The organism is Jeotgalibacillus campisalis, assembly GCF_000829515.1.
Taxonomy (GTDB): domain Bacteria; phylum Bacillota; class Bacilli; order Bacillales; family Jeotgalibacillaceae; genus Jeotgalibacillus; species Jeotgalibacillus campisalis.
The window spans coordinates 129976-144639 of sequence record NZ_JXRR01000010.1; the positions used below are offsets into that span (position 1 = coordinate 129976).

Here is a 14664-nt window from a genome sequence, read left to right on the forward strand (position 1 = left end):
GTTCGCACCGTAGCAATCCTGATGTGACGTCAAAGGTTATCGAATAAAAGCGACACCCCCTCCCTGCCCCATTCCATTAAATAAAACGGAATGGGGTATTTGTTTGTTCTGTTGCATATAAAAAACCAAATTTACCCTTGATTATTTTCATCATCTGCTGTACCGTATAAAACAATCAAACAATTCGGAATTAAAACAAAATGACAAGAAAAAGTGAAAATTAAATATGCCAACTTATCTAGAGAGGTTGAGGGACTGGCCCTTTGACACCTCAGCAACCAGCCACATTTGGCATGGTGCTAATCCCAGCAGGTTATGCAGTACCTGAGTGATAAGGAGAACAGCGAATGCAGATTCGGACCTTCTTCTTATAAGATAGGTCCTTTTTTATTTCACTAGAAAAATTCTAACGGTAAAACAGCTGGCAATTGATCGCCTGCAATCATGCTGCTTTAGACCATCGTTTCGAGGAGGAGCCATTAATGACCTATCATGTAAATACTCAATTTGTTCAGCTGGGAAACCGCAGTGAAAAAGTAACAGGGACAGTAAATCCGCCGGTATATTTTTCAACTGCCTACCGCCATCCGGGGCTTGGAGAGTCCACTGGCTATGATTATACCCGCACGAAAAACCCGACCAGAGCAGTTTTGGAAGAAGGGATTGCCCGATTAGAAGAAGGAGATGAGGGCTTTGCAACGAGCTCAGGAATGGCAGCTGTGCAGTTGGTGCTATCTCTTTTTAAGCAGGGTGAAGTGATTTTAGCTTCTGATGATATTTATGGCGGTACGTACCGATTATTAAGGCATTACGAGGAAGCTTATGGCATACAAACAAGATATGTAGATACAAATAATCTCGAGCAGATGGAAGAAGCAATTTGCGAAAAAACGAAAGCTATTTTAGTCGAGACTCCTACTAACCCGCTGATGCAAATATCAGATATTGAAGAAGTATCGAAGCTTGCAAGGGATCATAATTTGCTGACGATTGTGGATAACACGTTCTTAACTCCTTATTTACAAAAGCCGATCACCCTCGGAGCTGACATTGTCATTCACAGCGCCACAAAATTTATCGGCGGGCATAATGATGTACTTGCAGGGCTGGTTGTGGCAAAAGGGAAGGAACTGTGTGAAAGGCTTTTTTCCATTCATAATGGAGCAGGCGCCGTATTAGCTCCACTTGACTGCTGGCTTTTAGTGAGAGGGCTAAAAACCCTGTCCCTTCGAATGGACCGTCACCAGGAAAATGCAGGTAAAGTGGCAGAATTTTTGGAGCAGCAGCCCGGTATAACGGATGTTCTTTATCCGGGGATTGGAGGAATGGTGGCATTCAGACTAAAAAAAGAAGGCTGGATAGATCCATTTTTAAGGGAGCTTGACTTAATTACATTTGCAGAGAGTCTCGGCGGAGTTGAAAGCTTTATTACCTATCCGGCTACCCAGACGCATGCAGATATACCGGAAGAAGAGAGACAGCACCGGGGCATCTGTAACCGTTTATTACGATTTTCCGTTGGCATTGAACATATAGATGACCTGACAAAGGATTTGGATAAGGCACTTAAAAAGGTGCAGAGGGAGGAGATTGACGATGACAAAACATCACTTTGATACCAGGCTGCTGCATCAGGAGGATTTTCGGGACAAACAAACAGGAGCCGTTAATGTGCCGCTGCATTATTCATCAACCTTTCATCAGGAATCTATAGATGAATTCGGTCCTTATGACTACAGCCGCTCCGGCAATCCAACGAGACATGCGCTTGAAAATACGATTGCAGAATTAGAAAATGGAGAACAGGGCTTTGCCTTTGCTTCCGGCATGGCTGCCATTTCTTCAGCATTTATGCTTTTGTCTGCAGGAGATCATGTACTCGTGTCAAAGGATGTGTACGGGGGAACGTTCAGAGTGATTACAGAGGTCCTGACTCAGTTTGATATAGAACATACCTTCATCGACATGACAGACCTTGATGAAACGGCCAGAAGCGTGAAGCCGAATACGAAGGTCATTTATGTTGAAACGCCATCCAATCCATGCCTGAATATTACAGATATTGAAGGTGTGGCTAAAGTGGCAAAAGCAAATGGCTGTTTAACATTTGTGGATAATACCTTTATGACTCCATTACTGCAAAAGCCGCTTGATCTCGGAGCAGATCTTGTTCTACATAGTGCAACTAAATTTCTATCCGGGCACAGCGACGTTGTAGCCGGGCTTGCTGTTACCAAAAACAAAGAAATTGGCAAACGGCTGAAGTTCGTTCAAAATTCATTTGGGTCCATATTAGGTGTGCAGGACTGCTGGCTGCTGTTGAGAGGGATGAAAACATTGAGTGTAAGATTAAATCAATCCTCTCAAACTGCAAGGGATATTGCGCAGTATCTGCATCATCATCCAATAATAGAAGAAGTATATTATCCAGGATTTTCTTTTCATGCGGGGTACCCGATTCATCAGCGACAGTCAGCTGGTGCCGGTGCGGTCCTGTCCTTCAGGCTTCCTTCAAAAGACTGTGCCAGAGTATTTGTTGATCAGCTGAAAATTCCGGTCTTTGCCGTCAGTCTTGGTGCCGTGGAATCGATCCTGTCCTATCCTGCAACGATGTCCCATTCGGCAATGCCTCCGGCTGAAAGAGCGAAAAGAGGCATTACAGATGGACTTCTGAGACTTTCAGTCGGGTTAGAAAATGCAGACGATTTACTGGAAGATATTAAGCAGGCACTAGCAGCGGTTGAGCAGCATGCTCCTGCCGCTCAAGTTTAATCATTGCTTACTACCTATTGTCTTTGATCCTGGTGTTTAGTTCTTGCCGTTTAAAGGAACGTAAGAATTAGAAACCAATATCGGAGGGATCAGGCATGATATTTTCAGAACAGGCATTAAAAGATCAGCATATTCTTGTGACAGGGGCAACAGGCGGCATAGGATACGAAACAGCGAAAGCAGCTGTTCAAGCCGGCGCAACCGTTTCTGTCACAGGCAGAAATGAAGAGAAACTAGAGAAATTGCAACAGGAAGTCGAATCTCTGCAAGCTACAGGAACATTAATTGTGATTCCTGCAGACCTAAATGATGCAACAGAGCGTCTGCGTCTCGTTGAAGAAGCCACGCAAACAGGTGGAGCTTTGACTGGTCTAGTGAATTCTGCTGGTGTATCAGGAGGCGGCACGCTTGATCAGCTAGAGGAAGATGAGATGAGAAAAGTAATGGAATTAAATTATTTTTCCACGGTTTTACTGACTCAGCTCGTGTATGAACGGCTGATTCCTCAAAACAAAGGAGCGATTGTTAATATCTCATCTCTTTCAGGACTGAGAGGTACTCGTGGCAATACAGCATATAGTGCTTCTAAGTTTGCAGTGGCGGGATTTACACAGTCATTTGCAGTGGAAGCCATTGAACATGGAATTCGGGTAAACGCTGTTTGTCCGGGGTTTGTTGATACAGAGATGGGTCGCTCAGCTATTGAGAAAAAAGGAAAGGCTGCCGGAAGGTCTTATAAAGAACAATTAAAAATTGCTGAAGACGGATTGCCTTCAGGACGTATTACTCAGCCTGAAGAAGTTGCAAACAGCATAATTTTTCTTCTTTCGGACGCAGCTGAAAATATTGTTGGTGAGTCACTTAAAATCTCAGGTGGAAGTGTGATGAGGTAAATAGATTTAGAAGCTGAGGAGAGGGACCGGTTCATTTCCGCTTCAGGCGTACGCTTTTTAGCGGGGCGGGAGGTGAGCCGGTTTGATTGGTCCCTCGCAGCCTGAGCGTTTTTTAAATCAGATTAAGAAAGTACACACGAGGATGTCTACATGAACCTATTGTTCATGTAGACATTTTCTTTTGGAATGCAATGAGTTATGTCTGAGCTTTTTTTTACATGATTGTTTCTTCCGTAGCTCACCTTAAGAGAGAGGATTTGAATATCATTTTCCTGTCTGCATGTAATCCAGCTGAAAATGGAAAAGCTTCTTAGTAAATAGAAAGAATGAAGAAAATAAAAGTTTTTTAGTATCTTTAAAAAAATAGCGTATAATGTAGGATAAATTGCTACAAAACAGGCAGGAGGAAAGAAGAATTGAACCAAAATACAATCATCCGGTTTGATCAAGTAACACATCAATTCGATCAGACGGTCGTTTTAGATGAAGTAAGCTTTGAAATAGAAAGAGGGAAATTTTACACGCTTCTTGGACCTTCAGGATGCGGGAAAACAACGATATTGAGACTTATTGCAGGCTTTATGGAACCGGCAGCAGGTTCTATTTATTTTAACGGAGAAAAAATTAATCATTTGCCGGCCAATAAGCGCCAGGTTAACACAGTCTTTCAGGATTACGCGCTTTTTCCCCATTTAAATGTATTTGAAAATGTAGCCTTTGGGCTGAAAATAAAGAAACTAAAAAAATCTGACATCACTTCAAAAGTTAAAGAAGCGCTGAAATTTGTAAACCTGGAAGGATACGAAACGAGACAAATTAGTGAAATGTCAGGGGGACAAAGACAGCGTGTCGCAATTGCAAGGGCAATTGTGAATGAACCTGAGGTTATTTTGCTCGATGAACCGCTATCGGCGCTTGATCTGAAATTGCGTACAGAGATGCAGTATGAATTGCGTGAACTGCAGCAGCGCCTGGGCATTACGTTTATTTTTGTTACTCATGACCAGGAAGAGGCGCTTGCGATGTCGGATGAAATATTTGTTCTAGACAAAGGAGTCATTCAGCAGAGTGGAACGCCAATGGATATTTACGATGAGCCAATCAATCGGTTTGTGGCTGATTTTATTGGAGAATCCAATATTGCAGCAGGGAAAATGATTGCTGATTTCAACGTATCATTTGCCGGTAAGGAGTTTGAATGTGTAGATCGCGGTCTTCAGCGGGATGAGCCGGTTGAAGTGGTAATTCGCCCTGAAGATCTAACGATTACAGAGGAAAGCGCAGGTAAACTTCAAGTGAAGGTGGATTCCCAGCTTTTCCGAGGAGTTCATTTTGAGATTTGCTGCGTTGATGAATTTGATAATGAATGGCTTGTTCATTCGACGAAAAAGGCAGAAGTAGGAGAACAAATCGGGCTGACATTTGAACCGGAAGCCATTCATGTGATGCGGTTTAACGAGTCGGAAGAAGATTTTGACAAAAGACTGGAAGGGTACTCGGAGACTGGCTATGGAAACTAGATCAAGAAATCTGTTTCTCATTCCCTATGCTTTCTGGATTGCCTTATTTGTAATCGCCCCTGTCATGCTGGTTTTGTTTTTTTCCTTTAGAGGTCTTGATGGCGGATTTACGTTAAGCAACTGGACTCATTTTTTTACATCCACTTATTTTCAATTGACGTTAAGTTCATTTTGGTATGCTTTTTTAATTACGCTGTTTGCACTTTTAATCTCCTACCCGACAGCACTGATTTTAACGAAGACAAAGCATAAACAGCTCTGGCTGCTGTTGATCATTGTTCCTTCGTGGATCAATATTCTGCTTAAGGTTTATGCTTTTTTAGGAATCTTTGGCACGTATGGACCAGTAAATGCATTACTTGAGACGATGGGAATAGGTACACAACAAATACTTTTTACTGATTTCAGCTTTGTTTTTGTTTCGGTTTATATTTTTATTCCGTTTATGATTTTGCCTATTTTTAATGCTTTAGATAAATTGAACCCAACGCTTGTGGACGCTTCACGTGATTTAGGTGCTTCCTCTTGGGAGACTTTCCGGCAGGTGATTTTCCCGTTAACAGCAAGCGGTGTTAAAGCAGGCTGTCAGCTTGTTTTTATTCCATCACTGTCACTGTTTATGATTACAAGGCTGATTGCCGGGAATCAGGTCATTACACTTGGGACTGCCATCGAACAGCACTTTCTCGTTACCCAGGATTGGGGAATGGGATCCACTATAGCTGTATTTCTGATCGCCGTAATGGCAGTGATTATGTTTTTAACAGGCGACCGGAAGAGAGGGCTGGCAAATGAAAAAAACGTTTAATTGGCCGGCTGTTTATCTGGCTTTAGTCTTTGTGATTTTATATGCACCGATCTTTTATTTAATGGTGTACTCCTTTAACAGCGGAGGAACTATGTATGGGTTTGAGAGCTTTACATGGGACTATTATATTGAAGTGTTTCAGGATACGAGACTATTAATTATTGTACTGAATACCGTGATTATCGCACTTTTATCCTCGCTGATTTCAACCGTTATCGGTGTGTTTGGTGCACTTGCGATTACGTATGTAAAAAGACAGCGTAATAAAAATACCTTGCTTTCTTTAAATAATGTTTTGATTGTCAGTCCGGATGTCATTATTGGTGCTTCCTTGTTAATTTTATTTACGTTTATCGGGATCAGACTGGGCTTTACGTCTGTTCTGCTTGCGCATATCGCGTTTAGTGTGCCAATTGTGGTGATCATGGTCCTGCCAAAGCTGCAGGAAATGAGCCCAACGCTGATTGATGCAGCAAGAGATCTGGGGGCAAGCAGGCTCGATGTACTAACAAAAGTGATTCTGCCTTCTATTACACCGGGGATCTTTGCAGGATTTTTTATGGCATTGACGTATTCTCTGGATGACTTTGCTGTAACCTTCTTTGTAACAGGGAATGGCTTTACAACGCTGTCAGTTGAAATTTATTCTCTTGCCAGACAAGGAATTTCTCTGCAGATTAATGCGTTATCCACACTTATTTTCCTGGTAACACTGGTACTGGTAATCGGCTATTATTTTATCAGTAAGAAAAGCGGTGCCGGCTTAGGAATGGGGGTGCCAAAATGAAGCAGCTGATGCGTATGTTTATTGTTGTCACACTTGCTGTTGTGGTCCTTCTTATTGGAGTTAATTATCTCAACTCGTCCCAAAGCACCTCTGGTAATGATACGCTGACCGTTTTTAACTGGGGTGATTATATAGATGAGGACCTGCTCACAGAGTTTGAAGAAGAAACAGGAATACGTGTCATTTATGAAACGTTTGATTCCAATGAAGCGATGCTGACTAAAATTGAGCAGGGGGGAACGACCTATGATATTGCCGTTCCCTCTGAATATACAATCGATAAAATGATTGAACAGGAATTGCTGCTGGAACTGGATCATGAGCAGCTGCCGAATATGGAGCACTTGAATCCGGATTTCATGGACCTTTCCTTTGATCCGGGAAATGCATATTCCATCCCTTATTTTTGGGGAACAGTCGGCATTGTTTACAATCCCACTGTTACAGGAGATGTTGACTTTTCCTCCTGGGACGATCTGTGGAATGAAGAATTTGAAAACGAAATCCTGCTGGTTGATGGCGCAAGGGAAATCATGGGTATGGGGTTAAACAGTCTTGGTTATTCATTGAATACAAAAGATCAATCAGAGCTGGCTGCTGCGCAGGAAAAACTTCTTACATTGTCGCCGAATATAAAAGCCATTGTCGGGGATGAAATGAAGATGCTGATTGGCAACAATGAAGCGCCAATTGGCGTTGTGTGGTCAGGTGAAGCCGCTGATATGATGTTTGAAAATGAAGATCTTGATTATGCTATTCCGGAAGAGGGATCAAATCTGTGGTTTGATAATATGGTTATTCCGAAAACGGCGGATAACATCGAAGGTGCCCATCAATTTATTAATTTTATGCTTGAACCGGAGCACGCTGCACAAAATGCCGAATATGTCGGATACTCTACGCCGAATCAGTCAGGTTTTGAACTTTTGCCGGCAGAGATTTCTGAAGACGAACGTTTTTATCCTGATGAGGAAATTACAGATCGATTGGAAGTGTACGATAATCTGGGGCAGGAAATGCTCTCGTATTACAATGAGCTGTTTCTGGAATTTAAAATTGAACTTAGGTAAAAATGGGCAGCTCAAATTGATGAGAACAAAGCAGGAGGGGATCATGTGGAAGCATCACACCTGATTTTGCTATTGCTGGTTGGCTATATTGTTTATACCATCGACATCCATGCTAAATGGTTTCCACAGCCTCCGGTCCTTGTGTTAATTGGGTTGGGATTGTCTTTTATTCCGTTTTTCGGAGAAGTAAAACTGACGGAAACAATGTTATATGATGTGATTCTTCCTTCCTTGCTATTTATTTCTGCTTACAAGTATCCGCCTGCTGCTTTACGGAAGCATGCTGGTATTATCGCGTTGTTAAGCACGGGGGGATTAGTGATTACGATATTCTTGCTTGGGATTGTCATCTATTTTCTTGTGAACCCTTTTGCGAGCTTTTCTCTTCTTGCAGCACTTGTTATCGCTGCGGTTATGTCGCCAACTGACCCGGTTTCAGTAACAGCCATTTTAAAACAAAGCGGAGGAAATGAAGCAATTGCTGATCTGGTCGAGGGTGAGTCAATGATTAATGATGGGACCAGTATCGTTATTTTTACTACACTTGTCATGATGATTTCTACAGGAGCAAGCATTACGTTTTGGTCTGTTACGAAGGAGTTTCTTCTCGTTTCAGCAGGCGGCATATTGATCGGTCTGCTGTTTGGATGGGTTGTCAGCAGGGCAGTGCATTACACCCATCAAAAAGAATTTCAGGTCATGCTCAGTATCGTGCTTGCCTACGGGAATTTCCATTTAGCTGAAGCCCTCGGAGTTTCCGGGGTGCTGGCAACAGTCACTGCGGGCATTATGCTTTCCTGGGAGTTTACTCATACTAATAAAGAAGATCATTACAGGGAAGCTCTTGATGGTTTTTGGAATATTGTTGAACCGACACTGCTTTCAGTGGTTTTCTTAACGATTGGGCTGGTAGCTTCATCTTACATAGATGGAGAGCTGCTGATCCTTTCGTCAGGAATCTTTATTTTCAGTCTGATCATCCGGTACATTGTTGTCGGACTTTCTGTAGCAAGCATTCCCTCCGTGCGCAGCATGTTTGGTCTTAAAGAATCGTTTATAATCGCTTTTTCAGGTGTTAAAGGGACCATGTCGGTGGTACTGCTGCTTATTTTAGAAACGAAGAATGCTGACAATATCGATTTTATTATTTCAGTTTCTTTTTTTGCTATCTTGCTGTCACTGATTATTCAAAGCTTCGGTATTTACCCGCTTTCCCGTAAAATGATAAAGTCCAATTAGTTAATAGCGGCTTAATTTTCTTGAGATTAACACGAAAAAAGTGTCCCTCTGAACAGTATTTGTTTGGAGGGGCATTTTTTGCGTGGTTTCATACTTTTTCTGAATAAGCGGAATATAGCTTCTGAAACGGAAATGAGCCGGTCATATTATATAAAAATCTTTAATTAAGTTGTCAATCATTACTGCAGGGATTTTGATGAGATACCAGAAGAATATTTGATTCAGGAAAAAACGATTCCTTACGATAAATCTACACTGCTGATACAATCGGGTTTTCTTTCTGAGACCTCGGCTGTCATTGCCATTGAACGTGTAGAAAAAGAGGGAGAAATTCAGCTTGTCTTCAGTTCATCTTCTCCAGGTGAAATTACGTATACTCAATTCACCAAGCCGATGATCTTATCTCAATTTAACCCGGATGGCCGCTCTGATGTGGATTATCAGGCGGGTACTGATGCGATTCTTTTGAAGGTGCCGGAAAATATTGAAATCCTAAAAGAGGATGATGATTTTATTCTATATCTTGAATAAAGCAGCTTGTTATATTTTTTGTTTGCTCACATAAAGTAGAAATACATTATTCTCCTGAAAAGTTATATAGACTAAATTATCTGAAAAAGGTTGACTTTCAAATGGAGTTTGCTCTATAATCCACATCAAGAGATTCGAAAATACCTAACTTAATATACTCTTATCCAGAGTGGCGGAGGGACTAGGCCCTGCGATGCCCGGCAACCAACGAAAAATTTTTCGGAAAGGTGCTAATTCCTACAGATTGATTTTAATCTGAAAGATAAGAGGAGGACAAAACCCTCTTCTTATGAAGGGGGTTTTTTATATAGAAAAGTGACAAGCGCTTGCCCAGGCCCGACAAGTGTAAGGCGCGGAGCATAATCCACCTGGTTTTTGGTGGATTTGCACCGTGACTTACAACCTCGAGGGCCTAGCGCTTGGAACTGGATCCAAGAAAAGTGCAAAGCGCTCGTCCAGCCCCGACAAGTGTAAGACGCGAAGCACAATCCCCCGGTTTTGGGGGGATTTGCACCGAGACTTACAACCTCGAGGGCCTAGCGCTTGGAACTGGATCAGAGAAAAGTGCAAAGCGCTCGCCCAGGCCCGACAAGTGTAAGACGCTCATTAAAAGCCCGTTAAAGAGTAAAAAAATGATAAATTCTTTTCAAGCTGCTACCCAAAAAACGTATAGAAATGGAGAGATTCATGATGACAAATCAACCCCCACAGTACGGGATTGAAACACTGCTATTGCATGGTGCAACTGCACCGGACCCTGCTACAGGCTCAAGAGCAGTCCCCATTTACCAGACAACTTCATATGTTTTTGACAGCGCGGATCATGCTCAGAAGTTATTTTCTCTTGAAGAGCCCGGCAACATTTATACACGAATCGGAAACCCTACTGTAGCTGCTTTTGAGGAGCGGATGGCGCTGCTTGAAGGTGGAGTGGGGGCAGTCGCAGTATCTTCAGGGATGGCAGCTATTACGCTTGCTATTTTAAATGTAGCCAGCGCAGGAGACGAAGTAGTAGCAGCCACGGATTTATATGGAGGGACGTATAATTTATTTACTTCGACCCTGCCGAAATATGGCATTACCATTAAATTTGCAGATCCAAAGGACCCTGAAAACTTCAGACGTGCCATTACCCCTAAAACAAAAGCAGTGTTTGCAGAAGTAATCGGCAATCCCAGTCTTCATATCCTGGATATTGAAAAAGTTGCAGAAGTGGCCCATGAGGAAGGTGTACCGCTCATCGTCGACAGTACATTTGCTACACCTTATCTAAATAAACCGCTGGAGCATGGAGCAGATATTGTTGTTCATTCTGCTACAAAATGGATTGGCGGGCATGGAACAACGATTGGCGGAGTTGTTATATCAGGGGGCAGTTTTAATTTTGCGAATGGCCGTTTTCCTGATTTCACAACCCCTGATCCGAGCTATAATGGACTAAAATTTGCAGATTTAGAAGAAGCTGCTTATATTGCGAAATTACGCGTGCAGCTCTTGCGGGATATTGGGGCATGCTTAAGTCCGCATAGTGCCTTTTTACTGCTTCAGGGTCTGGAGACTTTGCATCTGCGTCTGGACCGTCACATTGAAAACGCAAAGAAAGTAGCAGAATACTTAAGCGGGCACCCACAAGTTGAATGGGTATCTTATCCGGGTCTTGAAGATCATCCTTCCTACAAATTAGCAGCTAAATATCTTCCGAAGGGACCGGGGTCGATTATCGTATTTGGCATTAAAGGAGGAAGAGAAGCAGGGAGAAAAGTGATTGATCAAACCGCGCTATGGTCACATGTAGCTAATGTAGGGGATGCCAAGTCACTGATCATTCATCCTGCGTCCACTACGCATGCTCAGTTATCACCGGAGGATCTTTTAGCCTCAGGCGTTACAGAAGAACAAATTCGTTTGTCAGTTGGAATTGAGTCGGCAGAAGATTTAATTGCTGATCTGGAGCAGGCCATTAAGCTCTCTGCAGATGTTGCATTACATCCTTAAAACAAACCTTATTTGAAATGAGTTGATACCCGGTGAATGACAACGGAATAAAGCATAAAGTCGAACGGGTTGAAGACACGATTAAGATAGGCCCGCTAACACTTGAATCTGGAAAAATTCTTCCTGATGTAACCCTCCGCTATGAAAGAGTCGGGAATCCCAATTTGCCGGCAGTCCTGATTTGTCATGCTTTAACTGGCAGTCATCAAACCGTCGGGACAGAGGAGGACCCAGGCTGGTGGAGAGGATTTGTCGGGTATGATTCCCCTGTAGATCTGCAGCAGTACCAGGCGATCACCTTTAATGTAGTGGGAGGATGCAGCGGCTCATCCGGCCCGGCATCCTATAACGCTGACAACAATCTCTACCGGTTGTCTTTTCCTTTTATTACAGTAAGGGATATGGTGCATGCTCAGTACCAGGCGCTTCAAAAGCTTGCCATCAATCATCTGAGGGCGGTAATAGGCGGATCACTCGGAGGCATGCAGACACTTGAATGGGGCATTCTTTATCCGCAATTTATGGATCAGCTATTTATTTTAGCGGCTACTCCTGCCCTAAGTGACTATGGAATCGCATTTAATCGAATCGGTATTCACGCAATTGAACAGGATCCAAGGTGGAATGAAGGAAATTATGAAGATTCAAGCGATGTAAAAGGATTTGAAGTAGCTCGCATGGTAGGACTCGTGACGTATAGAAGTCCATCCCTTTTTACAAATCGTTTTTCCAGAGAAGAAAAGCCTGCTGGGGATGAGCGTCCTTATTATCAAGTTGAATCATATCTGCGTTATCAAGGAGAAAAGATTACCAGACGATTTGATCCAAACAGTTATTTGTATTTGCTTTATGCCATGAATGGACATGATATCGGACGCGGAAGAGGAGGCATACAAAAGGCAGCCAATCAAATTCAGGCTGAGGTGGTTGGAGTTGGCTTCACAGGAGACCTCTTATATCCGCCAAATGATATCCATTCTTTCATCCAATATACACCTAAAGGATTTTTTCATGAGGTTGAAACAGCTTTCGGCCACGACGGATTTTTAGTGGAATACGATAAATGGGGGCCTATTATAAGAGGTCATCTGGCAGAAAGGTCGCATAAGCAGACTCGTTAATTTGGGAACGGCTTAAGCTTTGAAAAGATTCATTAACAAAAGATGTTCTTCACGAACAGGAAGAATTGTTCGTGAAGAACATTTTTTGTTCAAGATTATTTTCTTTTTTGGAAAACTCAGGTTCTCCAGTGGTACTCCGACTCCCTAGTGGCGAAAGCGGGAGAGGATTTGGTCCCTTGTATGAAGTTTTTACTCTTATTTTCTCTCCCGCCGCATTCATTTTTAGCGTAATATACATTGATCAGACACGGACATTTTCCATCAAACATATACTATTAGTTACCAGACAGTAAAAAACAAAGCATTACTGAAAAGTAATGGTATAATTTCAAAACCCAAAAAAGCCTTATATAAAAAGTAAAATGGTCAATGAAATTTTTTTCCTTAAAAACCGTTTAATCTTATGTTGAAAAAGGAATAATACCCAAAAGGGTTTAGACAAATGTCATGCATTCAAACCCTAAATGGATAACGGAGGGCCAGATATGTTGATGGAAAGAAAAGAAAGCAACAATGTGATTTCGTGTGAAAATGAATTTGACAGGCTAGAAAAAGTGTTGGTTTGTCCTCCTGCCTTTATGAAAATTGAAGAAGCAATTAATGAGACACAAAAGCATTTCCTGGATGAAAATATAAATACAGAAAAAGCGATGGAACAGCATAGAAACTTTATTCAGGCACTGCATGCCAATGGAGCCGATGTCGTTCAGCTGCCACCGATCAATACGTTCCCTGAGCAGGTATTTACTCGTGATATAGGTTTTACAATTAACGATACAGTATTTATTTCTACAATGGGAACAGAGATGAGAAAAGGGGAAGAAGTAATTCTTCAGGATTGGCTTGACGAAATGGGAATCAAGCATGAGAAAATTGAATCCTTTGCCATAGAAGGCGGAGACGTTATAGTGGACGGGTCCAAGATTTGGGTTGGAGTCAGTTCACGAACCACAACCGAAGCCATTGCAGAGCTGCAAAGCAAGCTGCCGGATCATGAGGTGATTGCAGTTCCATTTGACTCACAATTTTTGCACCTGGACTGTTTATTTAATATCGTTTCGCCAACAGAGGCATTAATTTATTCTCCTGCGTTTGATTCCGAAACGATCGAACGATTTAAAGCCTGTTATACTTTAATCGAAGTGAATGAAGAAGAACAATTTACAATGGGACCTAATGTGTTATCACTTGGAGATAAAATTATGTTAAGCCTGCCTGTAAATAAAGAAATTAACGAAAAATTAAAAGATGCCGGATACAAAGTAATTGAATTGGATATTTCGGAAATTATCAAATCGGGCGGATCTTTCCGCTGCTGCAGTCTTCCGATTAAACGCGCCTAAAGAAGGCGCGTTTTCTTATGAAATAGTACACCTTATGTTTTGCGAGCAGGGGACAATGAAAGTGTTTAAAAAAGCCATTATAACCGGCGGAATGCCGGTTGTAATGGCTCTTATCGTGCTGTTTATCATCTTCATGTCGGGCAAAGTGTAAAGCACCAGCCCCTCGAGGTCATAAGTCACGCTGCTCAAGTGAACAAAGGGCGTTCACTTGTTCACCGCGTCTTATGCTTGTCAGGGCAAAGCGGTGCCTTGTGCTTTTCTTTTGTCTAGCTTCAGGCACCAGCCCCTCGAGGTCATAAGTCACGCTGCTCAAGTGAACAAAGGGCGTTCAATTGTTCACCGCGTCTTATGCTTGTCAGGGCAAAGCGGTGCCTTGCGCTTTTCTTTTGTCTGGCTTCAGGCACCAGCCCCTCGAGGTCATAAGTCACGCTGCTCAAGTGAACAAAGGGCGTTCAATTGTTCACCGCGTCTTATGCTTGTCGGGGCAAAGCGGTGCCTTGCGCTTTTCTTTTGTCTAGCTCCAGGCACCAGCCCCTCGAGGTCACAAGTCACGCTGCTCAAGTGAACAAAGGGCGTTCACTTGTT

Annotated in this window: 12 protein-coding genes and 2 riboswitches; all 12 genes read left to right on the forward strand. The window is 42.5% G+C overall.

Going from position 1 to position 14664, the window contains the following annotated elements:
• Positions 1–231: 231 nt before the first annotated feature.
• A riboswitch (SAM riboswitch) is annotated at positions 232–338 on the forward strand.
• Positions 339–482: 144 nt separating this feature from the next.
• The 12 genes from KR50_RS05775 to KR50_RS05835 all read left to right on the forward strand — a co-directional run bounded on the left by KR50_RS05775 (position 483) and on the right by KR50_RS05835 (position 14079).
• On the forward strand, positions 483–1616 hold the full coding sequence (locus KR50_RS05775) for a methionine biosynthesis PLP-dependent protein (RefSeq protein ID WP_041056030.1): 1134 nt from the start codon (positions 483–485) through the stop codon (positions 1614–1616).
• Positions 1597–2772 (forward strand): cystathionine beta-lyase, encoded by a 1176-nt coding sequence (metC, locus tag KR50_RS05780; RefSeq protein WP_041056031.1) that lies wholly within the window; start codon positions 1597–1599, stop codon positions 2770–2772. Before KR50_RS05775 ends, metC begins: the two co-directional genes overlap by 20 nt.
• A 95-nt stretch (positions 2773–2867) precedes the next feature.
• The gene (locus tag KR50_RS05785) at positions 2868–3665 is read left to right on the forward strand and encodes an SDR family NAD(P)-dependent oxidoreductase (protein WP_041056032.1); all 798 of its coding nucleotides are present in this window, start codon (positions 2868–2870) and stop codon (positions 3663–3665) included.
• A gap of 416 nt (positions 3666–4081) precedes the next feature.
• Positions 4082–5185: an ABC transporter ATP-binding protein gene (locus tag KR50_RS05795; RefSeq protein ID WP_041056035.1), complete on the forward strand. Its 1104-nt coding sequence runs from the start codon at positions 4082–4084 to the stop codon at positions 5183–5185.
• Complete coding sequence (locus tag KR50_RS05800) at positions 5175–5993, forward strand: ABC transporter permease (protein WP_041056036.1); 819 nt, start codon at positions 5175–5177, stop codon at positions 5991–5993. The genes KR50_RS05795 and KR50_RS05800 overlap by 11 nt, the downstream gene beginning before the upstream one ends.
• Complete coding sequence (locus KR50_RS05805; RefSeq protein WP_041056037.1) at positions 5977–6780, forward strand: ABC transporter permease; 804 nt, start codon at positions 5977–5979, stop codon at positions 6778–6780. Before KR50_RS05800 ends, KR50_RS05805 begins: the two co-directional genes overlap by 17 nt.
• Positions 6777–7850, forward strand: coding sequence for an ABC transporter substrate-binding protein (locus KR50_RS05810; RefSeq protein ID WP_041056038.1), 1074 nt, complete (start codon positions 6777–6779; stop codon positions 7848–7850). Before KR50_RS05805 ends, KR50_RS05810 begins: the two co-directional genes overlap by 4 nt.
• Before the next feature lie 45 nt (positions 7851–7895).
• Entirely contained in the window at positions 7896–9089 is a 1194-nt protein-coding gene (locus KR50_RS05815; RefSeq protein ID WP_041056039.1) for a cation:proton antiporter, read from the forward strand.
• Positions 9090–9305: 216 nt separating this feature from the next.
• The gene (locus tag KR50_RS05820; protein WP_041056041.1) at positions 9306–9620 is read left to right on the forward strand and encodes a hypothetical protein; all 315 of its coding nucleotides are present in this window, start codon (positions 9306–9308) and stop codon (positions 9618–9620) included.
• A gap of 157 nt (positions 9621–9777) precedes the next feature.
• Positions 9778–9889: riboswitch (SAM riboswitch) on the forward strand.
• Positions 9890–10310: 421 nt separating this feature from the next.
• Positions 10311–11615: an O-acetylhomoserine aminocarboxypropyltransferase/cysteine synthase family protein gene (locus KR50_RS05825; RefSeq protein WP_041056043.1), complete on the forward strand. Its 1305-nt coding sequence runs from the start codon at positions 10311–10313 to the stop codon at positions 11613–11615.
• 32 nt (positions 11616–11647) lie between these two features.
• Complete coding sequence (gene metX / locus KR50_RS05830; protein WP_052476824.1) at positions 11648–12736, forward strand: homoserine O-acetyltransferase MetX; 1089 nt, start codon at positions 11648–11650, stop codon at positions 12734–12736.
• Positions 12737–13221: 485 nt separating this feature from the next.
• The gene (locus tag KR50_RS05835; RefSeq protein WP_156969474.1) at positions 13222–14079 is read left to right on the forward strand and encodes a dimethylarginine dimethylaminohydrolase family protein; all 858 of its coding nucleotides are present in this window, start codon (positions 13222–13224) and stop codon (positions 14077–14079) included.
• Positions 14080–14664: the final 585 nt, after the last annotated feature.

What these genes read in the sequence shown, in the direction of transcription:
- KR50_RS05775 (WP_041056030.1), top strand. Translation starts at nt 483, where the DNA reads ATGACCTATCATGTAAATACTCAATTTGTTCAGCTGGGAAACCGCAGT.
- metC (WP_041056031.1), top strand. Translation starts at nt 1,597, where the DNA reads ATGACAAAACATCACTTTGATACCAGGCTGCTGCATCAGGAGGATTTT.
- KR50_RS05785 (WP_041056032.1), top strand. Translation starts at nt 2,868, where the DNA reads ATGATATTTTCAGAACAGGCATTAAAAGATCAGCATATTCTTGTGACA.
- KR50_RS05800 (WP_041056036.1), top strand. Translation starts at nt 5,175, where the DNA reads ATGGAAACTAGATCAAGAAATCTGTTTCTCATTCCCTATGCTTTCTGG.
- KR50_RS05805 (WP_041056037.1), top strand. Translation starts at nt 5,977, where the DNA reads ATGAAAAAAACGTTTAATTGGCCGGCTGTTTATCTGGCTTTAGTCTTT.
- KR50_RS05810 (WP_041056038.1), top strand. Translation starts at nt 6,777, where the DNA reads ATGAAGCAGCTGATGCGTATGTTTATTGTTGTCACACTTGCTGTTGTG.
- KR50_RS05825 (WP_041056043.1), top strand. Translation starts at nt 10,311, where the DNA reads ATGACAAATCAACCCCCACAGTACGGGATTGAAACACTGCTATTGCAT.
- KR50_RS05835 (WP_156969474.1), top strand. Translation starts at nt 13,222, where the DNA reads ATGTTGATGGAAAGAAAAGAAAGCAACAATGTGATTTCGTGTGAAAAT.